24 protein-coding genes are annotated in these 26415 nt (G+C 71.4%); 6 read left to right on the top strand and 18 right to left on the bottom strand.

Features of this window, described 5'->3' with window-relative positions; translation table 11 throughout:
• Positions 1–92: 92 nt before the first annotated feature.
• From ACWC09_RS20535 to ACWC09_RS20525, 3 genes are all read right to left on the bottom strand, one after another.
• On the bottom strand, positions 93–515 hold the full coding sequence (locus ACWC09_RS20535) for an SSI family serine proteinase inhibitor (RefSeq protein WP_450851985.1): 423 nt from the start codon (positions 513–515) through the stop codon (positions 93–95).
• Positions 512–1876 carry a M14 family zinc carboxypeptidase gene (locus ACWC09_RS20530; RefSeq protein WP_450851984.1) on the bottom strand — a complete coding sequence of 455 codons (1365 nt, stop codon included), beginning with the start codon at positions 1874–1876 and terminating at the stop codon, positions 512–514. Before ACWC09_RS20530 ends, ACWC09_RS20535 begins: the two co-directional genes overlap by 4 nt.
• Positions 1877–2034: 158 nt before the next feature.
• Positions 2035–2586, bottom strand: a complete 552-nt coding sequence (locus ACWC09_RS20525; protein WP_450851983.1) for an FHA domain-containing protein — start codon at positions 2584–2586, stop codon at positions 2035–2037.
• A 172-nt stretch (positions 2587–2758) separates the two neighbouring features.
• Between ACWC09_RS20525 and treZ the strand changes: the two genes are divergently transcribed.
• Positions 2759–4504 (top strand): malto-oligosyltrehalose trehalohydrolase, encoded by a 1746-nt coding sequence (gene treZ / locus ACWC09_RS20520; protein ID WP_450851982.1) that lies wholly within the window; start codon positions 2759–2761, stop codon positions 4502–4504.
• Positions 4505–4537: 33 nt separating this feature from the next.
• Here the strand turns inward: treZ and ACWC09_RS20515 are convergent, their stop codons facing one another.
• From ACWC09_RS20515 to ACWC09_RS20495, 5 genes are all read right to left on the bottom strand, one after another.
• Positions 4538–5485, bottom strand: a complete 948-nt coding sequence (locus ACWC09_RS20515) for an aminoglycoside phosphotransferase family protein (RefSeq protein ID WP_450851981.1) — start codon at positions 5483–5485, stop codon at positions 4538–4540.
• 46 nt (positions 5486–5531) lie between these two features.
• Entirely contained in the window at positions 5532–6659 is a 1128-nt protein-coding gene (locus tag ACWC09_RS20510) for an aminopeptidase P family protein (protein ID WP_450851980.1), read from the bottom strand.
• Between the two features lie 117 nt (positions 6660–6776).
• The gene (locus ACWC09_RS20505) at positions 6777–7397 is read right to left on the bottom strand and encodes a LysE family translocator (RefSeq protein WP_450851979.1); all 621 of its coding nucleotides are present in this window, start codon (positions 7395–7397) and stop codon (positions 6777–6779) included.
• A 261-nt stretch (positions 7398–7658) separates the two neighbouring features.
• Complete coding sequence (locus tag ACWC09_RS20500) at positions 7659–8237, bottom strand: PDZ domain-containing protein (protein ID WP_450851978.1); 579 nt, start codon at positions 8235–8237, stop codon at positions 7659–7661.
• Positions 8238–8355: 118 nt separating this feature from the next.
• The gene (locus ACWC09_RS20495; RefSeq protein ID WP_450851977.1) at positions 8356–9222 is read right to left on the bottom strand and encodes a LysR family transcriptional regulator; all 867 of its coding nucleotides are present in this window, start codon (positions 9220–9222) and stop codon (positions 8356–8358) included.
• An 87-nt stretch (positions 9223–9309) separates the two neighbouring features.
• Here ACWC09_RS20495 and ACWC09_RS20490 point away from each other — a divergent pair, with 87 nt between their 5' ends.
• Positions 9310–10044, top strand: a complete 735-nt coding sequence (locus tag ACWC09_RS20490; protein WP_450851976.1) for a CTP synthase C-terminal region-related (seleno)protein — start codon at positions 9310–9312, stop codon at positions 10042–10044.
• Here ACWC09_RS20490 and phsA read toward each other — a convergent pair.
• The 6 genes from phsA to ACWC09_RS20460 all read right to left on the bottom strand — a co-directional run bounded on the left by phsA (position 10032) and on the right by ACWC09_RS20460 (position 18484).
• Positions 10032–11918 (bottom strand): O-aminophenol oxidase PhsA, encoded by a 1887-nt coding sequence (phsA, locus tag ACWC09_RS20485; protein WP_450851975.1) that lies wholly within the window; start codon positions 11916–11918, stop codon positions 10032–10034. The genes ACWC09_RS20490 and phsA overlap by 13 nt on opposite strands.
• Before the next feature lie 382 nt (positions 11919–12300).
• Positions 12301–14493 carry a germacradienol/geosmin synthase Cyc2 gene (gene cyc2, locus ACWC09_RS20480; protein WP_450851974.1) on the bottom strand — a complete coding sequence of 731 codons (2193 nt, stop codon included), beginning with the start codon at positions 14491–14493 and terminating at the stop codon, positions 12301–12303.
• Positions 14494–14969: 476 nt separating this feature from the next.
• Complete coding sequence (locus tag ACWC09_RS20475) at positions 14970–15731, bottom strand: ABC transporter ATP-binding protein (protein WP_450851973.1); 762 nt, start codon at positions 15729–15731, stop codon at positions 14970–14972.
• Positions 15728–16711 (bottom strand): ABC transporter permease, encoded by a 984-nt coding sequence (locus ACWC09_RS20470; RefSeq protein ID WP_450851972.1) that lies wholly within the window; start codon positions 16709–16711, stop codon positions 15728–15730. Before ACWC09_RS20470 ends, ACWC09_RS20475 begins: the two co-directional genes overlap by 4 nt.
• Positions 16708–17508, bottom strand: a complete 801-nt coding sequence (locus tag ACWC09_RS20465) for an ABC transporter permease (RefSeq protein WP_450851971.1) — start codon at positions 17506–17508, stop codon at positions 16708–16710. The genes ACWC09_RS20470 and ACWC09_RS20465 overlap by 4 nt, the downstream gene beginning before the upstream one ends.
• Positions 17509–17524: 16 nt before the next feature.
• On the bottom strand, positions 17525–18484 hold the full coding sequence (locus ACWC09_RS20460) for an ABC transporter substrate-binding protein (protein WP_450851970.1): 960 nt from the start codon (positions 18482–18484) through the stop codon (positions 17525–17527).
• Positions 18485–18755: 271 nt separating this feature from the next.
• Between ACWC09_RS20460 and ACWC09_RS20455 the strand changes: the two genes are divergently transcribed.
• Positions 18756–20018 (top strand): cytochrome P450, encoded by a 1263-nt coding sequence (locus ACWC09_RS20455; RefSeq protein WP_450851969.1) that lies wholly within the window; start codon positions 18756–18758, stop codon positions 20016–20018.
• Between the two features lie 18 nt (positions 20019–20036).
• On the opposite strand, the gene ACWC09_RS20450 is transcribed toward ACWC09_RS20455, so the two are convergent.
• Both ACWC09_RS20450 and ACWC09_RS20445 read right to left on the bottom strand, forming a co-directional pair.
• The gene (locus ACWC09_RS20450) at positions 20037–21206 is read right to left on the bottom strand and encodes a damage-control phosphatase ARMT1 family protein (protein ID WP_450851968.1); all 1170 of its coding nucleotides are present in this window, start codon (positions 21204–21206) and stop codon (positions 20037–20039) included.
• 72 nt (positions 21207–21278) lie between these two features.
• Complete coding sequence (locus ACWC09_RS20445) at positions 21279–21926, bottom strand: ScbR family autoregulator-binding transcription factor (RefSeq protein ID WP_450851967.1); 648 nt, start codon at positions 21924–21926, stop codon at positions 21279–21281.
• A 629-nt stretch (positions 21927–22555) separates the two neighbouring features.
• Here ACWC09_RS20445 and ACWC09_RS20440 point away from each other — a divergent pair.
• Entirely contained in the window at positions 22556–23473 is a 918-nt protein-coding gene (locus ACWC09_RS20440; protein WP_450851966.1) for a lytic polysaccharide monooxygenase auxiliary activity family 9 protein, read from the top strand.
• A gap of 18 nt (positions 23474–23491) precedes the next feature.
• Here the strand turns inward: ACWC09_RS20440 and ACWC09_RS20435 are convergent, their stop codons facing one another.
• Positions 23492–24145: a Tat pathway signal sequence domain protein gene (locus ACWC09_RS20435; RefSeq protein ID WP_450851965.1), complete on the bottom strand. Its 654-nt coding sequence runs from the start codon at positions 24143–24145 to the stop codon at positions 23492–23494.
• Positions 24146–24813: 668 nt separating this feature from the next.
• Here ACWC09_RS20435 and ACWC09_RS20430 point away from each other — a divergent pair.
• Positions 24814–25485: a DUF6230 family protein gene (locus tag ACWC09_RS20430; protein ID WP_450851964.1), complete on the top strand. Its 672-nt coding sequence runs from the start codon at positions 24814–24816 to the stop codon at positions 25483–25485.
• On the top strand, positions 25485–25922 hold the full coding sequence (locus tag ACWC09_RS20425) for a DUF6114 domain-containing protein (RefSeq protein WP_450851963.1): 438 nt from the start codon (positions 25485–25487) through the stop codon (positions 25920–25922). Before ACWC09_RS20430 ends, ACWC09_RS20425 begins: the two co-directional genes overlap by 1 nt.
• A 116-nt stretch (positions 25923–26038) precedes the next feature.
• On the opposite strand, the gene tatA is transcribed toward ACWC09_RS20425, so the two are convergent.
• Positions 26039–26284, bottom strand: coding sequence for a Sec-independent protein translocase subunit TatA (tatA, locus tag ACWC09_RS20420; protein ID WP_450851962.1), 246 nt, complete (start codon positions 26282–26284; stop codon positions 26039–26041).
• Positions 26285–26415 lie beyond the last annotated feature (131 nt).

Raw genomic sequence — 26415 nt, 5'->3', positions numbered from 1 at the left:
CACGCACGCGTGCGGGAGCGCGCACGGCACACGCGCGTGCCGAGTCCTCGTCCCGTACACGCGCGTGCAGCTCACCGCCGTAGCCCGGTCCGTCAGCCGTCGAGCGTGAACACCGACCCTGTGCGCGCCGCCATCACACACCCGTTGGCGAAGGTCTGCGCGTACTCGACCTGTCGGCCGCCCCACCTCCCGTGCGCCCGGACAGTCACCGGTGCGTAGACCATCGGGCAGAAGACGTCCTTCGCCGGGAGGGCGGCGATGTCGCCGTTCACCCTCGTCAGTTCCGCGCAGGCGTCGGCCGCGTGCCTGTGTCTCTGGGGCAGGTCGCACAGGAGCAGGGTGCCGCGGGTTCCGCTGGAGCGGGCGTCACCCGGGGTGACCGTCAGATAGAGGTAGTTGCCCGAGATCGGGAGGGCGGCCTCGGCCGCCGCCTGCGCCGGGGCGGCGCCGGTGACAAGGAGGGCGGCCGCGAGCAGCCCGCCCCGTACCGCTTTCGCTGTGGTGCTGATCGTCATTCCAGATGCATCGGCACGGCGGCCTCGGAACCCCAGCCCGACTCACCCGAACGGGAGCACGCGGGCGCGTACTGCCCGGCGAGTTCGAACGCGGCGAGCACCACCCCGGACTGGTACTCGACCTGGCGCGCGACGGGTATCCAGCGCGCCCCGCAGCCGTCGCGGTAGTCGAGGCACCACTCGTCGACGAGCCGGTCCAGGTCCGGCATAACCCCCGCCGGATCGCGTCCGGCGCCCCTGACCAGCTGGTGCAGCAGCCCCGCCGTGCGCAGCACGAGCCGCCGGCCGGCGATGCGCAGGGCGGCCAGGTGGGCGGTGCTCATCGGCGGCAGCGGGCGTGCCCCGTCGGCGACGTCGGGGTCCCACGCGTCGGCCAGCCCGGGGCAGACCAGTAAATAGTCGTCCACCGGGGCGAGCAGACGGGCCGCGTCCGGCACGTCCGCCAGGTGCGGTCGGATCCGCGCCAGGAGCTGCTCCAGGAGCCGCGTGTCGTGGCGCAGGCCGTGGCTGACGGTGCGCAGCAGGCCGGCGGCGTCCGCGGGCGGGGAGCCGTCCTCCACGGCCGCCACGCCCCACATGGGCGCCTCGACGATCGCCGTCACCGTGCCGTGCCGGTAGGGGTGGTACCAGGTCGACTCGACGGCGGCCTCGGTGATGGCGGCTGCCAGGTCGCCGACGCGGGGCGGCGGGATGCGGTAGACGGCGGGGCCCAGGCTCGGCCAGTACAGGGTGTCGTAGGGGCCGAGCTCGCGCGGGATGCCGAGGCGGGCGGCGGTGTGGGCGACCCGCTGGGCGATGCCCGGCAGGTCGTGGGTGAGCTCGACGAAGCCGCCGCCGACGTCGACGCCGTGCAGCGAGCACTGCAGGAAGGGCCGCAGTTCGTCCTGGAGGTCGAGCAGGGTGCGGGTCTCCGGCAGCGCGGCGCCCGCCGCACCGTCGGGCAGCCATTCGGGCTGTTCGAGGAAGCCGGGCCGGAAGAAGTTCCGGAAGTAGCGGCCGAGGGTGTACGGGCCCTTCAGCCAGCCCTCGTTGCGGCGCAGTCCGTCGGGGTCGAGGGAGAGCAGCAGGTTCCAGGTGGCGTCGCTGCCCTCGGTGAACCGCGGGTCGGCCAGGGCACGTTCGGCCAGGCGCAGCACGGTGGCGCCGCCGACGGGTTCGTTGGCGTGCGGACCGGCGACGACGAGGGCCTGGCGACTGCCGTGACCGACGGAAAGCAGCCACATGGGCGCGCCCGCGCGCGAGGTGCCGACGCGGCGCAGACGGGCGTCCCGGGGACGGCGGGCGACGAGCGCTGCGGCCCGCGCGCCGAGTTCGTCGACGGTCGGGTAGCGGAGGAGGGGCGGCAGGGCACACCTCCACAATGCGGTGCCGTCGGTTCACCTGACGTACATGGCGTACGCACAGTCAGTCACGAGTTGACGGGTACGTCAACACCGCAGAGAGGAAAGGGATTTGAGCCATCACACCAGGTCAACGCCGTGTCATGCTCAGGCCAAAGCTAAGGCGGGGCTCAGTCACTTCAGTCGACGGCGAGCCGGAAGGACATCCGCCCGAAGCCGACCTGGTCACCCTCGCGGACGACGGCGGCGCCGATGACCCGCCGCCCGTTCACCGTGGTGCCGTTGGTGGAGCCGAGGTCCCGCAGCACCCACATACCGCCCTGGCGGCTGAGCTCGGCGTGCACGCGCGAGACCGTCTCGTGGGTCAGGCGCAGTCCGTTGGCCGGATCCCGACCGATCCGCAGCGGGTGGCTGCCCGACGGGTGCGGCAGCAGCAGCTTGGGCAGGCGTTCGGCCTGCCAGGCCCTGCGCAGTCGTACGGTGAATCCGGAGACGGCCTCCACGGTGCCGAACACCAGGCGCGCGAGCCGGCTCTCCTGGGGCAGGTCGGCGGTGAGGGCGACGAGCTCGTCCGAGCGGCGGGCGGCGAGGGCCAGCTCCATGCGGCGGATGAACGTGTCGTGGGACAGCCGGCCCATGGCGACGCCGTCACGGAGCACCTGCAGCGCCTTGTCGCGCTCCGCGTCGGACAGCCGCGCGGGGTACGTGTTGAACTCGAAAGACGACGTCACGTTGGCGATTGTCGGTCAGTGAACCTCGGGTGTCCAGAAAACGAGAAAACGCCCGCCACGCGTGCGTGCCTGACGACACCCGCCGCAAAAGGGAAGATTCAAAAGCCATTTGATCTCGTTTGAAGCACCATGGACGGGCTACATCACGGTGAGCAGACGAAGGGGACCGTCCGTGCAGTTCGAGGTGTGGGCACCGCAGGCCGGCCGAGTGACCCTCCAGTGCGAGGGCGCCACGCACGCGTTGGAGCGCGATCCGGAGCGAGAGGGTTGGTGGTGGGGCGAGGCGGAGGCAGGGGACGGCTCCCGGTACGGCTTCGCCGTGGACGACGGCCCGGTGCTTCCGGACCCGCGCTCGCGCCGACAGCCGGACGGTCCGGACGGGCTGAGCGCGGTCGTCGACCACGAGCGGTACGCGTGGCACACCGAGTGGGCCGGGCGTCCGCTGACGGGCGCGGTGCTGTACGAGCTGCACGTGGGCACGTACACGCGTGAGGGCACCCTGGACGCGGCCGCCGGCAGGCTCGGGCACCTCGTCGAACTGGGCGTCACACACGTCGAGTTGATGCCCCTGTGCCCCTTCCCCGGGCGGCACGGCTGGGGGTACGAGGGCGTCTCGTTGTGGGCCGTGCACGAGCCGTATGGCGGCCCCGAGGCGCTGAAACGGTTCGTCGACCGGGCGCACGAACTCGGCCTGGGGGTGGTCCTGGACGTCGTACACAACCATCTGGGGCCGTCGGGCAACTACCTGCCCGCGTTCGGCCCGTACTTCACGGACACGCACCACACGCCGTGGGGTTCCGCCGTGAACCTGGACGCGCCGGGGTCGGACGAAGTGCGGGCCTTTCTGCTGGAGAGCGCCCTCGCATGGCTGCGGGACTACCGGATCGACGGGTTGCGGCTCGACGCGGTGCACGCACTGGCGGACACGCGCGCGTGCCACTTCCTGGAGGAGCTGTCGACGGCCGTGGACGCCCTCTCGGCCGATCTCGGCAGGGCGCTGTTCCTGATCGCCGAATCCGATCTCAACGACCCGCGGCTCATCACCTCGCGCGCGGAGGGCGGCTTCGGCCTGGACGCGCAGTGGAACGACGACTTCCACCACGCCCTGCACACGGCGCTGACCGGCGAATCCCAGGGTTACTACGCCGACTTCGCGCGCGCTCCGCTGGCCGCGGTGGCCAGGACCCTCACACGCGGCTACTTCCACGACGGCACGTACTCCAGCTTCCGGGGCCGACACCACGGGCGTCCCCTGGACAGCACACGCGTGGCCGCGCACCGGCTCCTGGGCTACAGCCAGACCCACGACCAGGTGGGCAACCGGGCGCTGGGCGACCGCCTTTCGGCGACGCTCTCCCCCGGCCTCCTGGCCTGTGCCGCGACCCTCACGCTCACCGCGCCGTTCACCCCGATGCTGTTCATGGGCGAGGAGTGGGCGGCGAGGACGCCCTGGCAGTTCTTCACCGACCACACCGATCCGGAACTCGCGGAGGCGGTACGACGGGGCAGGCGGCGGGAGTTCGCGGCGCACGGCTGGGCCGAGGAGGACGTGCCCGACCCGCAGGACCCCGCCACCCGTGACCGCTCCTGCCTCGACTGGACCGAGCCGGAGAGCGAGCCCCACGCGCGCGTGCTCGACTGGTACCGCCGCCTCGTCGCCCTCCGCCACGAACAGGCCGACCTCACCGACCCGGACCTCGCCGACACCAAGGTGGCCTACGACGAGCAGGAGCGCTGGCTGGCCTTCCGGCGCGGGGACGTCCGCGTCGCCGTGAACCTCGCGAAGGAGCCGGCGGCGATCCCCCTGGGGCCGCGCCACGCGCGCGTACTGGCCGCGTGGGAGCCGGTGGAGGCGCCGGGGGCGGACGGGGTGCTGCATGTGCCCGGGGAGTCGAGTGTGGTGCTGCTGCAGAGCTGAGCCGGGGTCACCCAAACGGTCACGTACCCCTGCCTACGGCTCCTCGTCCAGGTCGTCCTCCCGGAACTCCGTCACCCTCTCCAGCAGGATCGCCTCCCAGGCGCGGCGCAGTTGCATCCGCAGCAGCGGGACCGTGCCACGGCTCTCCAGGCGGTCCGCCAGTCGGATCACCGTGTCGCAGCGGGCCAGCCACAGGCCGCGCAGACAGGGTCGGGCGCCGTAGCCCGCGAGGGTGGCGGCGCGGACGGCCGCCGGGGAGCCGACGGCGATCGCGAGCCCGGCGATGTCCTCGGCGGGGTCGCCGACGGCCGCGTCGGTCCAGTCGAGGACGCCGCGGACCCGGCCGTCGGCGCTGACGACGAGGTGTTCGCCCTTGAGGTCGTGGTGCACGAGGACCGCGGTGCCGGGCTGCGCGGCGAGCTGGACGGCGGCCGGGGAGGTGAGCTGGTGGAGTCGGGCCGAGTCGAACTCGTCGGCCACGGCCAGGCGCCCGGAGGCCCGCACGGCGGCCTTGCGCAGGGCCTCCAGGGAGCGCGGGGCGGTGCGCGGGGCGCCGAGTGTCTCGGCCTGCCGGGCGGGCACGTCGCGCAGCCCGGTGAGCAGCGCCGCGAGGTCGGCCTCGCCCACGGCGGACACGTCGTGCTCCTCGGCCGTGCCGCCGGGCACCTTGGTGTCGAGCGTGTACGTCAGCCCGGGCGCCCACTCGCCGTGCGCGACGCTGGTCGGCACGGCGACCGGCAGATACGGCCGCACGAGGTCGCGCAGGCGCAGCTCGCGGTGCTGCCGCAGGGCGGCCTCGCGGTCGGGGGCGAGCCGCAGGACATGGCGGCTTCCGACCCACCAGGTGGAGTGCTCGCCGCCCTCGGCGACGGGCCGCACCTCGGGTCCGGCGGCGCCGGCCCCGCCTCTTGTGCCCTCCTTGAGCAGGGAACTGACCAGCCGGCGGACGGTGTCCGCGGTGGGTGTCGGTGCCTGGGTCATGGTCGCGCCGTTGTCACTCGGGGGTGTGCGGGGGCTGCTGCGTCGCTCAGTCCACTATGACCATCTCGCGGTCGGTGTCGTTGAGGCGGCGCCCGCCGTCCTCGGTGACCGTCACGATGTCCTCGATGCGCACCCCGAAGCGGCCGGGCAGATAGACCCCGGGTTCCACGGAGAAGCACATGCCGGGTACGAGGGGCTGCCGCTCGCCCTCGATCATGTACGGCGGCTCGTGCGTGGTGACGCCGATGCCGTGCCCGGTGCGGTGGATGAAGTACTCGCCGTACCCGGCGTCCGCGATGACCGCGCGGGCGGCCCGGTCGACCTCCTGGCAGGCGACGCCGGGTTTCACCGCCTGGAAGCCGGCCTCCTGGGCCTCGCGTACGAGGTCGTGCACCCGGCGTTCCTCGTCGGTGGGTTCGCCGACGTGGACGGTGCGGGAGGTGTCGGAGCCGTAGCCGTCCTTCAGGCCGCCGAAGTCGAGGACGACCATGTCGCCGCGTTCGATGACGCGGTCGCCGACCTCGTGGTGCGGGTTGGCGCCGTTCGGGCCCGAGGCGACGATGGTGAAGTCGACCTGGGAGTGGCCGAACTGCCGCAGCAGATCGGCGAGATCGGCGCCCACGTCGGACTCCCTGCGGCCGGCGAAGGGAACTTCCCGGATCTCCTCGAACGCCCGGTCGGCGGCCGCGCCCGCGGCCGCCATCAGTTCCAGTTCCGCCGCGTCCTTGACGGCGCGCAGCATCGGCAGGGCCTCGGTGAGGGAGGCGTAGCCGGTGCCGGGCAGCGCCCGCTGAAGGCCGAGCAGATGCATCGCCCAGGCGTTGTCGCTGATGCCGAAGCGGCCGTCCACGTCGAGGAGGGCGGCGGTGGCGGCGTAGGGGTCCTTGCCGTCGGTCCAGTCGCGCAGGTGCAGGGCGGGGGCGCCGGTCGCCTTCGCGGCGTCGGGGGCCTCCAGGGTGGGGACGACGAGGACGGGGGCGCGTCCGTGGGCGAGGACCAGGAGAGTGAGGCGTTCGGTGGCCGCGGTGGGTGCGTAGCCGGTCAGCCAGACCAGGTCGGGGCCCGGTGCCACGAGGAGCCCGGCGAGCCCCGCGTCGGCCGCCGCGCGCGCCGCGCGGTCCATACGGGCCCGGTAGTCGTCGGCGGTGAAGGGCGCGGGCGTGCTGCCGGTCATCCGGGCCTCCCGGGGCGGGTGAAGGGACCACAAGGGACTACGGGCAGCATCCTGCCCGTACAGAAGGGGCCGCGCGACCGGTCCGCTGGTCTTTCGGGCGCCGTGGCGGCCATGGCGTCAGCTCTCCAGGGCGAGGCGGACGCCCAGGAGCAGCAGCACGCCCCCGGAGACCTGCTCCAGCCTCCGGCGCACCCCGGCGCGCGACAGGACGGCCCGCATCCGGCCGACGAACCACACGTAGAGGCCGTAGTAGCCCACCTCGTAGACGGCCCAGAGCGCGGCCAGTCCGATCATGGTGGGCAGGTGCGGGGCGCCTTCCGGCACGAACTGCGGCAGGAAGGACATCGCGAAGATCGCCGCCTTGGGGTTGGCGAGGTTCATCAGCAGCCCGCCGCGGTAGGCGGCCCAGCCGGCCTTCCCACCGTCCTCCCGGCCGTCCGCGGTCTCGTCCTTGGCGTGCCGCGCCCGCCGCAGCGCCTGGACGCCGAAGCCGACCAGGACGACCGCGCCGACGATCCGCATCCCGTCGTACGCCACCTCGGAGGCCGCGAGCAGCGCGGTCAGGCCGAACGCGGCGACGACGCCCCAGGTGAACACGCCTGTCTCGTTGCCGAGGACCGTCAGGAAGCCGGAACGCCTGCTGCGCAGCGACTGCTTGATGATCAACACGGTGCTGGGGCCGGGCGAGGCGGCGATGAGCGTACAGGCGCCGAGGAAGGCGAGGAGGGTGCTCAGCATGGGGGCCATCGTGGCGCGGGGGTGCGGACGGGGACCAGCGGTTTTCCAGAGTTAATGGATTGATGGTCGCCAAGCATTATTACTGGTGCTTAGACCTCGTGGTCCATTGGTGAACGCACGGGCGCCGTACCGCAAGACCCTGCCGGGGCATCCCGCGGTCGACGGGCCGGCCATCCGCCCGCCTTCCCTCACCCGCCACGGGCGTCTTCGCCGGGCGGCCGCTGGTCGTCGCGCCCGGGGTGACATGCCCACTTCCGGTGGTCATGTGACGACACCGGGTACGGCGGTCAACTGCTGGTAGCCGCCGCTTCGGTGACGGATCGTCAGGGTGACCTCGGTGCCGGGGTGGGCGTGGGCGACGGCTCGGGCGAGGTCGGCGGCCGTGTCGATGTGGGTCCTGTCGAAGGCCAGGAGTACGTCGCCGCGGACCAGACCCGCCGTGTAGCCGGGGCCGGGGACGTGGACGCCGACGATCAGGGCGCCGGCCTTCTCGGCGTCGACGGCCTCCAGGCCCAGGGTCGCGGCGGCGGGCGCCGGGGACGCGGTGGCGGCGGTGGGCTGCGGCGAGGCGCCGGGGTGGGCCGACGGGCCTCCTCGGGGCTGCGCCCAGTGCTGCAGATCGGCGAATCTGCTCATGCCGATCACGGTGGCACCGACCGTGCCCAGGCCTACGCCGGTCATCACCAGGACGGTCCCGACGAACAGCGCGAACAGCGCCGTCCTGAGCCGTCGGGCTCGCCGTCGCGCGGCATGCGGGCGCCGGGTGGGGGTGCCGGGCGTGGTGCCGCCACCGGGGTCCCGGCCGGGCATCGGCTTGGGACGCAACGCAGTCTGTTCCATGTCTCGCCTCCGGCTGGAGCTCTACCCGGCGCACCGGCGCACGACGAGCCACGAACGAGTGAGACTGACCGTGGGTCAAGGGCGGGAATCCTTGGGCGGCTCGAGGAAGCGCCCGAGGTCACCCGCGGGCGCCCAGCTCCGTCACCAGCGTCGCCGCCGCCCCTGTGGGTGAGCCCGCGTACAGGAGTTCCGTCCGGTGCACGACACGTGGGTGGGTGAGCGGGACGGCTGCCGTGCCCGGTACGCCGCCGGCCGCCGAGCCGGGCAGCAGGGTCAGGCCGTGGCCCGCGGCGGCCAGGGCGGTGAGGGTGCGGACGTCGGTGCCCTCGTAGCGCAGGGCGGGGCGGAAGCCGTGGCCGCCGTTCGCGGCGCGGAGCTGGGGCAGGGGCAGGGCCGCGTCGGGGGCGTCCAGCCAGCGGGCGTCGGCGAGGTCGGCCAGGCGCAGACCGGGGCGGCCGGCCAGGGGGTGCGCGGCCGGCAGCAGGACGCTCACACGCTCCTCCGCCACGCCCTGGGTGATCAGGGGTGCCACGTCCGGCAGTCGCAGCGGGTCGTTGGGGGCGGCGAGGCCGTCGACCAGGCCGAGGTCCGCCGTGCCGGTGGCGACGGCGGCCGGGATGTCGTCGCGGGGCAGCACGCACACGGTCACGCCGGCTGCCGGGAGGGCGGCGACCGCGCGCGGGGTGAGCGCGGTGGGGGCTGCGGCCAGCGTCAGTCCGTGTTCCGGCGCGGACGCCATCCGTACGACGTCGGCGCGGGCGGCGTCCAGGCGCAGCAGCAGCGGGCCCGCGTGTTCGAGCAGCCGCTCGCCGGCCGCGGTCGGCGCGACCGGGCGGCGGGTCAGCAGCGACGCGCCGAGGTCCTGTTCGAGGGCGGCGATGTGCTGGGAGACCGCCGACTGGGTGTAGCCGAGCTCGCGCGCGGCCTCGGAGAAGGAGGCGAGGCGGGCGACGGTGACGTAGGTGCGCAGGAGGTGCGGGTCCATGCGCATCAGGGTCTCATTAGGCACACTTATCGAGAGTGCAGAAATCATCGTTGGACGCGATGCCACGCCCGCGACCACCATGACGTCATGACGAACACCGCAGCCCGTATCGCGAAGATCGCCCTGGTCGGGGACCGCTCACCCAATGTCGTGGCGCACACCCGCATCCCCCTTCTGCTCGACGCCCTCGCGGAACGCGAGCGGCTCGTCCTCGACGCCTACTGGATCCCGTCCGAGGACGCGGAGGAGACGGGCGCGGTGCACGGGTTCGACGCGGTGTGGGTGGTGCCCGGCAGCCCGTACCGCAGCCAGGCGGGAGTGCTGTCGGCCATCCGCACGGCGCGCGAGGACGGCATCCCCTTCCTCGGCACGTGCGGCGGATTCCAGCACGCCATGCTGGAGTTCGCCCACGACGTGTGCGGGCTGACCCGGGTGGCGCACGCGGAGAGCGACCCGGACGCCGAGGACCTCCTCATCGAACCGCTGGCCTGCTCGCTCGTCGGCCACGAGGGCGTGATCGTGCTCGAGGCGGGCTCGCTCGCCCAGTCCGTGATCGGTTCCGAGCGGACGGTCGAGCGCTACTTCTGCAAGTACGGCCCCTCCCGCCACCTCGACACGCTGCGCGCGCACGGGATGCGCTTCTCCGGCCTCGACGAGGACGGCCACGTCCGAATGGCCGAACTGCCCGGTCACCCCTTCTTCCTGGCCTCCCTCTTCCAGCCGGAGCTGGCCGGCGACGGCTCGCGCCCGCACCCGATGGTCCGGGCGCTGGCGCGAGCCGCCGTGGAGCACGCGGCGCGGGTGGAGCGTCAGCCCGTGTGACCCTCTCCGTGACCGCCGTGCGCCCCGCCGTGGCCGAACTTCATCGCCTCCTCGGGCATGACGACGAAGGGCCGCATCATGCCCATGTCCTCGTGTTCGAGGAGATGGCAGTGGTACATGAACCGCCCGTACGCGCCGTCGAACTTCCCCATGACGCGCAGGATCTGACTGCCGGGCACCCGGAACACGTCCTTGTATCCGAGCTCGTTGGGCGCGAGCGGGAGCTGGGTCGCCGGGTCGAACCTGATCGGCACGCGTGTGCCGCCCACCGTCGGGTCGAAGCCCGAGACATCGTAGGCGTCGCGGCCCAGCAGCTGGAAGTCGGCCAGGTGGATGTGCATCGGGTGGACGATCGGCGCGAGGTTGAGGAAGCTCCACTGCTCGTAGGAGCCCTCGGCGATGGTGAAGCCCAGGCCGTCGTTGAACGTCCGGGAGGTGCGCCGGTACGTCTTCGTCGTGCCGTCGGCACCGGTGAGCTGGATGATGCCGTCCGTGGGGATCTGGATGTCACCGGGGTCGTCGACCTCGGCCATCTCCCAGATCTCCGGGTGGCCGCCCGCGCCCTTGGTGGGAGGCGGGGTGAGCACGATCAGGCGGTGGCCGTGCGGGATGTCGTGGGTGAGGCGGCGGAAGGAGCCGGAGAGCACCTCGGGCAGTTCGAAGGTGTCCGTCTCGCAGCTGTCGCCCACCCGGAACTCCATGACCGCCGGATAGCGCACGTCGTTCGCCGGGTCGGGCACGCCCGGCGCCTGTCCTCGCCCCTTGTTGACCAGGCGCAGCTTCTTGCCGGCGAGACCGCGGAAGTCGACCAGCAGGTCGAAACGCTCGGCCGGGGCCGCGGTCAGCGTCGGCAGCGTGCCGTCGAAGTCGATCGGGACCGGCCGGGGCAGCAGGCCGCCGTCGCTGCCGATCTGGTGGACGACGCCCGGGACCGGGTTGTCGTCCTCGTCGACCAGGACGAGGTTGTAGATGCGCGCGTTGGACGCGTTGACCAGCCGGAAGCGGTACCAGGCGGCGTCCACCCCGGTGTAGGGCCAGATGCGGCCGTTGACCGTGGTGTACGGGCCGGTGAACGGGATGGAGACCGGCTTGCCCGTCTCCGGGTTCTGCTGCTGGACGATCACCGTCTTGTGCAGCAGCCGGCCGTTGAGCCGGCCGTCCTCGTCGGTGTCCAGGTTGCGGTCGGCCAGCAGCAGCGGGATCTCCCGCTCGCCGCGGGGGAGCCCGAGCGCGTCCTCCTCGTCGTCACGGAGGAGGTAGGTGCCGTACAGGCCCGTGTGCACGTTCCACCGGGTGATGTTCATGGCGTGGTCGTGGTACCACCACTGCACCGCCTGATGGTCGTTCGGATACTCCGACAGCTGTGCGTCGCCGTATCCGACCGCGTTGTCCGCCCACCCGTCGTTGCCCCCGCCCGTCTGCGCGCCGTGCAGGTGCGTCACGGACCAGGCGGGAAGGGCGGCGACGTCCTTGTTCGGCTCGACGCCCGCGCGGCCCGGCTCGGTGCTCGGCGGTGCGGTGCCGGGCGCGCCGACGGGCACCTCCACCGAAGTGACGGGATATTCACTGCCCTTGGGAATGCGGTTGGTCCAGGCGATACGGACGCGCTGCCCCCGGCGCACCTCGATGGTCGGTCCCGGCACCTGCCCGTCGTAGCCCCACATCAGGGTCGGCGGGAGCTGCGGGTGCAGCCGCACCCAGGTGGGCCGCAGGGCGATCTCGGTCTCGTGCAGGACGTCGCCGGAGCCGGGTCGCAGGACCGGCGGGACGGGTAACTCGGCGACGTACGGCGTCAGTTCACCGGCGTCGAGCGGCTGCCCCTCACCTTCACGCTCCTTGTAGCCGTCCGTGATCCTCTCGATGATGTCGGTCAAGATCGAACACCCCCGTGTGTTCTTGTCGATTGTTCCCCTCACCTCAGAAGACTCCCGGAATCTCACCCAAGTTCCCGGAATACCCCATTCCGCACGAAAAGGTTCCGAAACGGCATGCGGAGGCGTGTGCGACGGTTCCGGGGGACGGGGAGGGGAAGGTCCTCGCGCACGTGACCGAGGTGGAGGGCGAGAGGCGCGAGGACTTCGACACGGCGTGCGCGCTCGGCACATCCCTCGGCGAGGCCGGGCTCGGGCCGACGACCCGACGCCGCTGACACCTCCGAACTCGCCGCTCTCGCCGCCGACTTCGAGCGGCCGGGCGAGCGGGCACAGGCGCTGCCTGCCCGGCGGCTCCACAGCGCCCCGCGACAGGACCTGGCGCTCAGCCGACGAGAGGCCGCGCCGGCGACCGGTCCGGGAGGAAGGTGTGGATGCGGCGGGCCAGGTACTCGGGCTTGTAGCGGTCGACCTTCCGGTGCCAGTTGAGGATGCCGGCCATCCAGTTCCGGAGGTCGGCGACGTGGTTGCGCATGACCTCGCGGGCCTCGGCCGAGAGGGCGAAGTCGTCGTAGACGACCGGGAGTTCGTTGGCGGCGACGTGCTCGAACTGCCGCATGCGCTGGGTCATCAGGTCGTGGATGACGGAGAGGGCGGTCGGGTAGTCGATGCCGAAGAAGTTCTGGACGACGAGGATCGCGTTGTGGAGCTCGCCCTCGTACTCGATCTCCTTCTGATAGGAGAAGACGTCGTTGATGAGCATGCCGTAGTCGATGGCCGCGTTCTCCAGCGAGCGCACGGGGCCACTGCGGTAGACCTCCGGCGGGACGGCGGGGCCGTGGCCCATGCGGCACATGCTCAGGGTGAGGTCGGAGCCGAAGGTGGCCCGCCGCATCTCCAGGTAGTCGACCGGGTCGGGAATGCGGTTCTGTAGTTGGTTGGCGAGTTCCCACACCCAGCTCTCGGTCATCACGTTCACCGAGTCCTTCACGGTGCGCCGCTGGTCCGGCGTCATACCGGCCGTCGTGCGCGCCCACAGGTCGATCAGGCCGCGTTCCATGCCGTTGAGCGGGACGACGACCTGCTCGCCGTCGACGGGCATGCACTCCGCCAGGCGCCGGGTGGTCAGGCGGGCGGCGGCCAGGTCGCGGCGGTTGCCGAAGACGAGCGGGTAGTAGTCGTCGCCGTATGTCCCCCAGGCGAGCCACTGCGAACTGAGGTCGAGGGCCTCGGGGGTCGCGTCCGGGTCGAGGCCGGCGGAGCACAGCGGCAGGTCGGCGGCGGCCAGCCGGTCCTCGTCCCAGACGCCCTCCCGAAGCATGCCCATCGCGTGCATCCACGCGGTCAGACGGGGCCGGGCCGCCTCCAGGTGCGGGCTCAGCTCGACCTGGAAGGGCATGTGGAAGTCGGGCAGCAGCGCGGGGCCGACCTTCTGGTAGGGCACGTGCGTGTACGCGCGCAGCCTCCCCCACTGCCCGAAGGGCGTGGGAGATACCCCCATGGCACCGGCCGAGGCGAGCAGCGCGCCGACGTCGGCTGCGGAGGTGCCCGGGCCGGTCAGGCCGTGCCAGGGGGTGGTGGACCGGGCACGGGCGTTCATGTAGCGGCTGGAACGCATGTGCCATTCGTGGCCGCCGGACTGCCAGTCCTGCAAACCCTGGGTGTACTTGGCCACCGCGGCCACCTCGGGCGGGGTGAGACCTTTCTCCAGGGCGAGCGCGGGCACTTCGGTGAGCGCGGTGTGCTCGAACTGGTGGAGGCGGGAGGTCAGGATGTCGTTGACGGTGTCGGCGGCCTCCTGGGTGGTGCAGTCGAAGAAGGTCTCCAGGACGAGCACGCCGTTGCTGTTCTCGCCCTCGTCCTCGACCTCGCGCTGGTACGAGAACAGGTCGTTGCGCAGGTGGACGCCGTCGGAGAAGGTCTCCATCAGCACCCTGAGCGGCCTCGCACCGGCCACGGACGCGGGCACCTCGGCCGTCGCGTACTCCACGAGCCCCGCCGACCAGGGCGCGCCGCCCACCTTGCGGCGCATCTCGATGTACTCGACGGGGTTGGCGATCCGCCCCTCGTTGATGTTGGACAGCTCCCACAGGGACTCGTTGAGAAGGTGCTCGGTCGCCACGGCGAAACGGCGCCGCCAGTCCGCCGACATCGACGGCACGGTGCGTGCCCACAGGTCGGCGAGGCCGGCCTCCACCGGGTTCTCCGGCTCCGGTACGGGCGTCGCGAGGTCCAACGGCATGAACAGGGGCAGCCGGTCCAGGTGGGCCTTGCCGCCGGCGCGGTCCTGGGTGCGCTTGAAGATCTCCAGGAAATGGTCGTCGAAGAAGAAGACCCACACGTACCAGTCGGTGATCAGCGAGAGCGCCGGGCCGTCGCAGTCGGGGTGGGTGTAGGCGCAGAGCAGTCCGTAGTCGTGCGCGTCGAGGTCGGACCGCTCCCAGATCCCGGACCCCTCCAACATGCCCATCTCGCGCGCCCATTGGGTCGAGTGGGCGCGCGCCTCGTCGACATGGGGGTTCAGCCGCGCGGGAAACGGCATGTAGAAGTGCGGGAGTTCGAAGGGCTGCTGCGTCATGGCCGGGGCCCTACCCGCCGCCCCGCGAAGCCATCCGCGGGGCCGGACATGATCACACCATCGCGTGAAGCGAGGGTGAATCCGGGAGTTCTCGCGGGCTCTTGTGACGTTCACCTCTACGCGTGCGGACTACCGAAGTCCACGTGTCTCCCACCCCTCGCCCAGTTCGCAGGAAGCCGGGCTGGTCCCGGGCGAACGGGGGTTCTGGCCAACATCCGACGATCCGCTGTACCGGCTCGTCGGGGACGGCACGACGATGATGACCTCGGATCACCGGATGGCGTGGCAAGAGGTGCGGGTGTACTGAGCGGCGGCCTGCCGTGGTGCGGCCGGCGAGGGCCGGCTCGGGGCCGGGGCACGGCCAGGGCCTGTTGCGAAAGTCCCGTCGCCCGCCCGTGGGGCGGGCCCTGCGACGTCCGGTGCGTGCCCTCGGCGTGCCGGGCGTCGCGGGGCAGGCAGGACTCTCGCAACCGGCCCTACTGTCCGCCCGGTTTCCGCACGGCCCGCCCCACCTCCGCCCGCAGCGCGACGAACTCCGGCAGGCCGCGGGTGCCGATCTGGTCGCGCTTGCCGGGGAGTTCGACGGGGAGGTCGAGGACGAGGCGGGAGGCGGGGCCCGGGGAGAGGACGACGACGCGGTCGCCGACGTAGACGCTCTCGTCGATGTCGTGGGTGACGAGGACGATGGTCGTGTCGTCGGTGCGGTGGACCTCCAGGAGGAGGTCCTCCAGGTCCTCTCGCGTCTGGGCGTCCAGGGAGCCGAAGGGTTCGTCCATGAGCAGCAGGGAGGGTCGGCAGACCAGGGCGCGGGCGATGGCGACGCGCTGCTGCATCCCGCCGGACAGCTGCCAGGGGTGGCGGCGGGCGGCTCCGTCGAGGCCGACGCGCTCCAGGATGCGCTCGGCCTCGGCGCGGCGCTCACGGCGGGCGAGGCCGCGGCGGCGCAGCGGAAGGGCGACGTTGTCGCGGACGGTGAGCCAGGGGAAGAGGGAGCGGCCGTAGTCCTGGAAGACGACGGCGAGGTGGTCCGGGACGCCGGTGACGGGGGTGCCGTCGAGGGTGACGGTGCCCTCGTGGGCGGGCTGGAGACCCGCGAGGGTGCGCAGGAGCGTGGACTTGCCGCAGCCGGACGGGCCCACCACGCACAGGAGTTGGCCGTCCGGGACGGTGAGGGTGATGCCGTGCAGGACGGGGTGGTCGCCGTAGCGCTGGCCGAGGGCGTCGAGGCGGAGCGTCATGCCGTCGTCCTTCCCCGTCCGACCACGCGTCTTTCGACCGCGAGCAGGCCGGTGTTGAGGAGGTGGCCGAGGATGCCGAGCAGGAGCAGGGCGGCCCAGACGGTGAGCAGGTCGGAGCGGGACTGGGCGTCGGTGAGGGTGAAGCCGATGCCGTTGGCGGTGCCGGGGAGGAGTTCCGAGAACACCATGAGGATGAGGGAGAGGGAGAGGCTCAGACGGAGGCCGGCGAAGATGCGGGGCAGGGCGGAGGGCAGGAGCAGGAAGCGGAGGCGTTCGAGGGGATGGAGACGGAGCACGGCGGCGACGTCGACCCGGAGCGGATCGGTGTTGCGGACGCCTTCCGCCGTGTTGATCAGCACGGGCCATACGGCGCTGAAGGCGATCGACGTGATCTGCATCGGCGTACCGAAGTCGAGGACGACGACGAAGACGGGCACGAGCGCCGGGGGCGGCACGGCGCGGGCGAACTGCAGCACCGGGTTGCACAGCGCGTACGCCCACCGCGACCGCCCCACCACGACACCGAGCCCGACCCCCACGACCCCCGCGATCCCGAAACCGGCCGCCATCCGCCCGAGGCTCGGCAGGACGTCCCCCACGGCGGCCTCGGTGAGGAAGGCGTGCCGGACGGGCCCGGAGAACCACAGGTCGTAGGCGCGGTGGGCGATCCGGCTCGGGGGCGGGAAGTAGACACTGCCGTGGGCTCGGGCGGCGGACTGCCAGACGGTCAGGGCGAGGAGGAGGACGAGGAGGCGGAGGAGGGTGTGGCGCAGGAGCGTGTGGCGCAGGAGTGAGGCGGAGCCCAGGGAGTGCTCGGGGCGCACAGCAGGCATGTCCGGGGCAGCAGACGGCCGTTCCACCTGCACCTCCCGGCCGGCTTCCTCCTGCACCTCCCGGCCGGCTTCCTCCCGCACCTCCCGGCCGGGTTCCCTCGCCACCCTTCGGTCGTGCTCCTCCCCCTCGCCCTTGCCGCCGCTCACGCCGCTCCCCCACCCCGCCCGGCCGCCGCCCGACGCTCCGGAGTCCACGGGAACAACCGCCGTTCGCCCCATACCAGTACGCCGTTGATGACCAGCCCGAGCGCGCCCGCCCACACCACGCCCGCGAGGACGTCTCGAGTGCCGTCGGTGGACATCTCCGCCTGGGCGATGAAGATGCCGAGGCCCTGGCCGAAGCCGGAGAGGAGTTCGGTGGCGACCGCGAGGATGAGAGCGATGGCGGCGGAGATACGGATGCCGGCGGCGATGAACGGGGCCGTGCCGGGGAGTTCGACGCGCAGGAGAACCGAGAGGCGGCCGAAGCCGAAGGCGCGCAGGGTGTCCTTGGTGAGGGGATCGGTCTCGCCGAGGCCGTAGACGGTGTTGAAGAGGACGGGCCAGACGGACGCGTACGTGATCAGCGCGACCTTGGTCTCGGTGCCGGTGCCGAGGAGGAGGGAGACGAGGGGGATCAGCGCGACGGACGGCAACGGCCGCAGAAACTCTACGATCACGCGTACGGCGGAGTCGACGACGGGCAGGCTGCCGAGCAGCAGGCCCAGCGGTACGGCGATGGCGACGGAGAGCCCGAGTCCCAGCGCCCAGGCACGCAGGGTCGCCCCGACCCCGTCCAGGAAGGCCCTGTCACCCGCCAGCTCGACCGCACGGGCGAGGACTTCGGAGGCGGGCGGGAGATAACTGCGCTGTACGACGCCGGCACGGCTGACGACCTCACACACTCCGAACGCCAGCACCACACCGAGCAGCCCGAGGCCCCACTCCTGCCGCCGCTTGTGCAACCCCCGCCCCTTCCCCTCACTTGACCAACAACGTCCCCGGATCAATGGCCTTCTTCAACAGCCCCTGTTCCTTCATCAGTTCGGTCAGCCTGCGCAGCGCCGCCGCGTCCGTCGTGGCCGGGTACGTCGGCAGTCCGATCGTGCTCGCCTGGTCCGCCGTCACCTTGGTGTACTTGGGGAGTTCGGTCCGTACCGCCGACGGGTCCGAGGAGGCGATCTTCGAGGCCGCCTCGATGGCGCGCCGGAACGCGGCGGCCGTCGTCGGGTGGTCGGCGGCGAACTTCCTGATCGTGACATAGCCACTGATCGGCAGCGACTGGACCGGCGCCGACGCCCCGTCCAGCAGCACCTTCGCCTTCAACTGGCCCTGGATCGCGCTGTCGAAGGGTTCCACCGCATGGACGGCGTCGACCTGTCCGCGCTGCAGCGCGGGTCCCATCTGCGGAAAGGCGATCTGCCGGTAGACGGGTCGGCCGACGCCCTGTTTCGCGAGGATCGCGTTGAGGGTGAGGGACTGGACGTTGTTGAGGATGTTGACGGCGACCTTCTTGCCCGCGAGGTCCGCGACGGTCTTGATCTTCGAGTCCTTCGGCACCAGTACGTCCATCATGTGCGGTGCCGTGCGGACGCCCTCGGCGAGGATCCGCACATCGAGCGTGCCCTTCTCGTCGGCCTGCAGGAAGGTCACGTAGTTCGCGCTCGCGATCACGTCGACCTGTCCGTTGGCCAGGGCGGGCAGCGCCTGGATGCTCTGCTGGACCGGCTGGATGGTGACGTCCAGCCCCTCCTTCTTGAACAGCCCGCGGTCCCGGGCGATGTAGAGCGCGGCGGAGTCGGTCAACGGCAGTGCGGCGACGGTGACCTTGGTCAGCCCGCCGTTCCCCGTGGACGTGGAGTCCCCGTCGTCGCCGCACCCGGCCAGGAGCACTGCCAGAACCGCCAGGGCACTTCCCGCTCGCAATCGACGTAACGCCATGCGGCATGACTATCAGTGAATTGTCATGATCACCACATATCGATCAGCCGAACCCCGCTTTTTGGAGAAACACGAAAGCGGTTCCACGCGGCCAAGTCCCCGCCCCCGGTCCGCCACTTGTGGCGGTGAACCGTGAGCTCGGTCCAGCGCTGGGCGCGCAGGACCCAGGTTCGAGCAGGAGGGGCACGCCAACCTCATGCAGCGGCCGTACCACCACCTCCCCTCCCTGAAAGGTATTGCCCACGTCGGGCCCCGGCGTCACCGTGATCCCATGACCATGCGCGAGGCCCCGCCCGTCCCGGACGTCTTCGATCCGCGGCGGTACGCCGTCGAGGTGCCGTACGCCGCCTATCTCGTCCTGCGCGACCATCACCCGGTGGCCTGGCAGGAGGAGTCCGAGGTGCTGGGCTGGCCGACCGGGCCGGGGTTCTGGGCGGTGACCCGGCACTCGGATGTCGTCCGTGTACTCAAGGACTCGGCGACGTACTCCTCGCACCTGGGTGCGACGCAGATCCGCGACCCCGATCCCGACGACCTGCCCTTCATCCGGCGCATGATGCTGAATCAGGACCCGCCGGAACATGGGAGATTGAGACGCCTCGTCAGCCGTGCCTTCACCCCAGGCCGTATCGACCGCTTCACGGCCGTCGCCCGGGACCGGGCCCGCACGCTGTTCGCCGAGGCACTGCGGGGGGCCCGCGCGGCCGACGGCACCGTCGATCTCGTGACCACGGTGACCGACGACTACGCCCTGCTCAATCTCGCCGACCTGCTCGGCGTCCCGGAGACCGACCGCGGCCTGCTGCTGCACTGGACCCAACGGGTCATCGGCTACCAGGACCCGGACGAGGCAGGCCCACCCCTGCTCGACGAGGACGGCAGACCGGTCAACCCCCGCTCCCCCGCGGCACTTCGGGACATGTTCGCCTACGCCCAGCAGCTGGCCGCGTACAAGCGCCGGCATCCCGCCGACGATGTGCTGACCACGCTCGCCCAGGACCCCGAACTCACCGACCCCGAGCTGGAGATGTTCTTCTTCCTGCTCACCGTCGCCGGCAACGACACGGTCCGCAGCGCCGCCCCCGGCGGACTGCTCGCCCTGGCCGAGCACCCCGACGCCTACGGCCTCCTTCGCACCGGAAAGGTCGAACTTTCCTCCGCCGTGGATGAGTTGCTCCGCTGGCACCCACCCGTCCTCACCTTCCGCCGCACCGCCGCCCAGGACACGGAACTCGCGGGCCGACGCATCGGCGCCGGCGACAAGGTGGTCGTCTTCCACGCCTCCGCCAACCGCGACGAACGGGCCTTCACCGAACCCGACCGCCTCGACGTGTCCCGCACCCCGAACCCGCACGTCTCCTTCGGGGACGGCCCGCACGTCTGCCTGGGCGCGCACTTCGCGCGGTTGCAGCTGCGGGTGCTGTACGGGGAGGCACTGCGGACGTTTCCGGTCCTGCGGACGGCGGGGCCGGCCAGACGGCTGACGTCGAACTTCATCAACGGGCTCAAGTCACTGCCGGTGCAGGCCACTTGAGGCACGAGCCCGCACCACCTACGTCCGCACCTGCACCAGCGCATGCGTCCCGCCCGTCCGCCACCGCTGCTCCTCCGCCGCCACCAAAGCGGCCTCCGTCTCCGCGTCCAAGCCCGTGATCACGTCGGACTTGAGTGTGCGCAGAGCGGCCACCGGGCCCGGGAAGTGGGCGGTGACCGCGGCGAAGGGGGTGGTCGGGGGCCAGCGGCGATCCCCCACCAGGCGGCGGTAGTTGAGGTCTCCCTTCACCACCGTCAGCGTGGCCTCGGCGAGTTGCTCACGGAGGTCGGCGGGCATCTCCGCGTACGGCAGCGGGGCGCAGAAGAAGGGGTGTGCGCGGACGGCGAGGCGGCCGTCGGTCATCGCCGACCAGAGCGTGCGGCCGTACGAGGATGCGGTGTCCTGCGCCTCGTTCAGCCGTCGCAGTGCGTCGAGTACGTCCGCCATGGTCGCGTCGGAGACGTAGTACGGATACGGCTTCACATGCAGGACCGCGCGGCGCACCCGACCGCTGTCCAGGAGGTGCGCGATCAGCAGGAGGTCGGGGATGAGTTCGCGGGCGGCGTTGTCGGCGATCAGATGCAGGATGCCTGCGCCGGAGGGCGGGAGGAGCGACCACAGGGTGTCGCTGTCGTCGGCGACCAGGCCGGGAGCGGCCTCCGCTGTGCCTGCGGTCGCGTCGGAGAGGCGGAAGCCGAGGTCGGCGCGGTTGCCCCAGAGGGAACCGTGGAGGAGGGCCTGGCCCGTGTTCTCCGCGGGCAGGTCGTCGAGAGCGGTCAGCTCCTCGTCGGTCTCCGGGGTGGCCAGTTCGGCGAGTTTGGACGGCCGGAAGGGGTCGATGCCCTGCCACGGGCCGGGGGTGAAGTAGCCGACGGCGGCGAGGAGTTGGCGGTAGAAGTAGCTCTCCGACCAGAGCCAGGGGACGTCGTACCAAGGGCGGCCGGTGTGCTCCGTGAGGCCCCAGGCCTCCCAGCGGTCGCGGTCGTGCGCGTCGGTGGGGAGCGGTTCGATCACGCCCTTGGTGCAGCTGTCGAGGAGCGCGTCGAGGGCGCGGTGCCGGGCGGGGTCGTACGGGAAGGCCTCCCGTACCTGCCGGATGATCGCGGGGTGCCGCTCGGCGAGAACGCTGTGCGGGAAGGAACCTGGCTCGTTGCCGAGGATCACGGGCGCGAACAGGGCGTGGGACATGCGCCTCACCGTATCGCGCGGCCCGTACGGCTCTGCCGTCGCGCGGCCCGTACGGCTCTGCCGTCCCGCGCCTCAGGCGGTTCCGGGCTCCCGCTCCAGGCGGGCGGCCAGGCTCAGATAGCGGGCGCGGCGGGTCACCGGGACCAGGCCGCGGATCATGACGTGCCACATCTCGGCGACCCGGCGGGGCTGGCGCGCGACGGGTTCGAGCGTGCGGCCCACGACGCGGGTGCCGACGAACCAGCTGACGAGGGCGTGGGCGGTGGCATCGATGTCGATGTCCGGGTGGACGTCGGACTCCCTGACGGCGCCATGGAGTTTGCGGGAGGCAAGGTCGCGCCATTCGGTGAACGGGTGGGTGAGCGGCGGCCGCACCTCCACCGGGCCGGTCGCGAGGCGCAGCCCGGCCCGCTGTATCGGGCCGTCGACGGAGAGCCGGGAGATGCCGAAGGTGATGCGCATCAGGGTCTCGAGCGAGGAGTAGCCGCGGCCTTCCAGCTCGCTCGCCACCTGGCGCGAGGCCCGGGACTGGAGCTCCATGATGGCGTGGGCCAGGTCCTCCTTCGCCGCGAAGTGGAAGTACAGGGCACCCTTGGTGACCTGGGCGTGCTCGACGATGTCGCTGAGGCTGGTCGATTCGTAACCGTGACGGTCGAACAGGTCTGCTGCGGCTGTGATGATCGTCGCACGGGTCTGTTCGGCCCGTAACTGCCTCGCCATCGACTGAACACTCCTGGGACCGGAACCGAACACTCCTGGGAAAGACCTGAACCCTCCCGGGACTGGATAGAACAGGGCAAGCCATTTGTTTCTTACTCCCCGTACACGATATCTCACCGTGCGGCGGCGTCCACGGTGCACCCGATGACCGCCGACTCGGCTTTCCCGTACGGGAGTTGAGTGACCGTCCGGGCTCGGGGCGGCCCGTGAGGACACGTGTCACCCGTCGAACCGACCGGGGGCGTCTGCATGTTTGCACCAGCGAGCGTCAGCGTACGAGGCAACCGTTTGGTTTTCAACGACACCGACTGACCGGCCGGTGAGCGGACGGCGGCCGGCCGATGCCCGCTCGCACCGGCCGGCCCGCCCGTTTGCGGGGACCGCCTCAGCAGGTCGGCTTCCGGCTGTTCGGCGTGCCCGTGTCCTGCGCCGCCGCGTCCTGGACGCGCAGCTTCCAGGTGCCCTCCGTCTCGCTCGAAGCGTCTCGATCCGGCCGGAAAGCCCCCGCGGGCCGGCCGGTTGGCGGGAAATGCCCGCTTGGCCCCGCTCATCACGGGGTGAACGCACGCGGCTCACTTCCCGTACTCCACGGGAGCACCCGTTCCGCGCCGGCCGAGGAGACGTTCCGGATGTCCCGGATGACCACACACCGCACCGCCCTGGCGGCCGCCCTCGTGACGCCGTTCCTGCTGTCCCTGTGGGCGGCGGGCCCTGCCCAGGCGCACGGCGCGCCGACGGACCCGGTCAGCCGGGCGTACGCCTGCTCCCCGGACGGCGGGGCGAACGCGAAGTCGGCGGCCTGCAAGGCGGCCGTCGCCGCGAACGGCGCCCCCTTCACCTTCTGGGACAACGAGCGCGTAGCCGATGTCAACGGTCGTGACCGACAGGTCATCCCGGACGGCAAGCTGTGCAGCGGCGGCCTGCCCGACTACAAGGGCCTCGACCTCGCCCGCGCCGACTGGCCGTCGACGAACCTGAAGCCGGGCGCGACGCTGACCATGAAGTACGCGTCCACGATCCCGCACACCGGGACGTTCAAGCTCTACCTCACCAAGCAGGGCTACGACCCGACGAAGCCGCTGACCTGGTCCGAGCTGCCCACCCAGCCCTTCGCCTCGGTCAAGGACCCGGCACTGACGGGCGGCGCCTACCGCATCACGGCGAAGCTCCCGTCCGACCGGACGGGACATCAGGTGCTCTACACGATCTGGCAGAACAGCAGCACGACGGACACGTACTACTCGTGCTCGGACGTGGTGTTCCCCGGAGGCGCCCAGAGCGGCGGCTCCGCGACGTCGGCCCCGCCGGAGAGCAGGTCGCCCTCCTCCACGGCAGCCCCGACGGCGGCCGATCGGCGTAGGCAGACCGCTCCCGCGCGGACCACGCCGGAGGCGACGACGGCGCCGTCGAACCCCGACAGCACCCCCGTCGCCTCCACCGAGAGCGCCCACTCGGGCCCCTCAGCGCCGATGATGGCGGGCGGCGCCGCGGCGGTACTGGTGCTCACCGGCGGCGCCGCCCTGGCCCTGCGTCTGCGTCGACGCTGAACTACGGCTCTACGGGCGTCAGTTGACGTAGACCGAGGCGCCGTTGTCGGTCACCGGGGCGTACTTGGCCGTGAAGTAGCCGGCGCTGAAGCAGAGCGACGAGCCGGACGTCTTGGTGAACGCCTGGTTGGTGAAGTTGATGCTGTTGTCGGTGTTGCTGGCCGTGCCGGTCAGGCTGGCGGCCTGGTAGACGCAGGTGATGCTGCCCAGCAGGGTGGTCAGCTTGACGGTGGTCTGGATGGTGGAGCCGCTGGCCGGGGTGACGGTGAGGGTGCCGTCGGAGGCCACGCTGGTGGTGTACGGCAGGTTGTCGACCGTGATGCTGCTGACGCCGAGCACGCCGACGACGTTGCTGGTGCAGCTGCTGCTGTCGAAGGTCTGGCCGCTGACCGACTCGGTGGCCGTGCCGGGCGCGGTGGGGTTGTCGGTGACGGTCGCGGTGAACGTCGAGGACGTGCACTTCACGCCACTGGTGCCGGTCGCGCTGGAGTAGAGGGTGGCGCTGGTGCCGCTGGCCAGCGGGGCGGACAGGGTGTCGCCGACCGCGACGGCGGTGCCGCCGGCGGAGCCGGTGGTCAGGACGGCGGTGTCGGCGGCCGAGGCGGGGGCGATCGCGGGGATCGACAGGGCCGCGACGGTACCGACCAGGGTGAGCAGGGTGCGAGTGCGCATGCGTGAGTACCTCTTTCGGAAGTGGGGGGACTGAGGGTCCAAGTCGCCTGGGGGCGACGGGAGTTGGGGTGCGAGGAAGCGTCCGCCATGGCCGGTCCGTGACGCCTTCTCCGTACGTCACGGGCCGGCCACGACAACCGGCCGGGACCGGCCGCCGACCCGTGGGGAGGGCCGCCGGTCGGTCCGGGCCGGGCAGACGGCCCGGCGTGGACCAGGGGGGAAGTGCCCGTGCCGGGCCGTGGAGGGTTTGTGTCGGGCGGTGAAGCGCCCGCGTTGGACAGAAGTTGTCCGGGATACGCGGACGGTGCCGCGTGGCTGGATCCGGCGCCACGGATCCGGGGGAAGCCACGGGCAGTTGTAGACCTGAGGATCAGTCAACGTCAAGCTCCAGCAAGGGAGTTGACGATCGTTCAAGAACTTCGCTCAAGAAGAGGGGAGGAACGGTCGAACCACGTCCCACAGGCGGCTCATAATCAACACCCTTTTTTCACAACTGCCTTGACCCTCGAAAGTAACCACGGGTAACTTCCTCGACGGCTACTGCGGAGTACGAGTAAGCCCTTCCAGCCACCGGGAGTTGGGAGCCGCCGTGCGCCCGCAGGCTGTCCGCGCCAGGACAACGCGCCGCTGATGCCCAACCCGCACTGACTATGCACATGGGAGCAGAAATGGCCTCGTCCCCGGACGTGAACTCGTCCGACGACCACACCCCCGAGAACCCCGAAAGCGGTTCCTCGTCCGAGCCCGCCAGACGCGGCCGGGTCCGGGCGCGCCGCGCCGCGGTGATGGCGGTGCCCGCCGTCCTCGCCCTGGCCGGCCTCGGGATCCTCACCGCCGAGGGAGCTCTGGGGGTGTCGTTCTCGATCTCCGGCATGCCCTTCACGGTCACCGCCAAGTCCCTCGACGGCACCGGCTTCGAGCAGTTCGGCGCGCTCGACAGCATGGCCCCCGGCAGCCCCAACGAGGGCGACACCGGCGGTCAGGTGCTGGTCGTCACCTCCGCCATCAAGACCGCGACGCTGGACAGCCTCTGCCAGAGCGTGGACCTCGGCGGCACCAACCTGCTCATCAAGGCGGGCAGCGGCTCGTCGAAGGTGCAGGCGACCGACCTGACCACCGACTCGACGCAGCTCACGGGCGACGCGTCCTTCAACAACATCGAGATCGGCAACGACGCGAGCGAGCTCACCAAGGCCGGGGTCAAGGGCCCGAAGGGCGTCTTCAGCCAGCAGTCCGACACGGTGCACATCGACAACCTGCGCCAGACCAACTACGCGACCACGGCCGGGGTGTTCAAGCTCCCGGGTCTGAAACTCAGCTTCAGCGACTCGGGTTGCTGATGTCCACCGCCGACACTCCACCCGAGGGGTGGCGGCCCGCCTTCCGCGGTTGGCGGGCCCGTCGGCCGTTCTGGGGCGGGCTGCTGCTCACCCTGGGCGGCGGGGAGATCCTGCTCACCGAGAAGGCCTCGCTGAAGGTCATCATGCACATCGGGATGCAGGGCCTGGCCGGCTATCTGCTGCCGACCGTGATGGTGCTGTGCGGGCTGCTGACGCTGTTCAGCCCCGGGCAGCGGCTGTTCTACTCGGTCATCGGCGTTCTGGCGTCCCTGGGCACCTGGCTCACCTCGAACCTGGGCGGCTTCTTCATCGGCCTCGCCCTCGGCGCGGTGGGCAGCTGCATGGTCTTCGGCTGGCTGCCCGACCAGGAGCCGCGCGTCGGCCGCAGGCAGCGCAAGAAGGAAGCACGGGCCGCCGCACAGGCGGTCCAGGCGTAGGACGTCCGTCGCCCCGGCGCAGGACACACGACAGGCCGACCCGGTACGCGGGGCCGCGAGAAGCGGTCCCCGGCGCTACCGGGTCGGCCTGGCTGCGTGTTCGGGAAGCGGACCCCTCAGGAGGCCGCCGGGGCGCTCTTGGTGACCTCCGTCGGCTCCACGACCGTCTGCGCCGTCCGCGCGGTCGTCTCGGGCGTCGCCGCGGGGCTCTCGTCCTTCATCGCCTTCGCCTCGCTCTTGAGGATGCGCATCGACTTGCCCAGGGCGCGGGCGGTGTCGGGGAGCTTCTTCGAGCCGAAGAGCACGATGACGACGATCGCCACGACCAGCAGGTGCCAGGGTTCCAGTCCGTTGCGGAGCATGGCCGCTCCCTCCCTTTCCTCAACTTCTCATGACGTCGGCAGAGGACACTCGCCGCTGCTCGCACGCTCGTCGACGGTTGCCACCTTGCGCAACTGTACAACCAACATCGGAGCGTGCCGAGCCGCCCTTC

Source organism: Streptomyces sp. NPDC001617 (genome assembly GCF_053596855.1).
The sequence above is the reverse complement of the archived record's forward strand: the minus strand, read 5'-3'. Positions and strand labels throughout refer to the sequence as shown.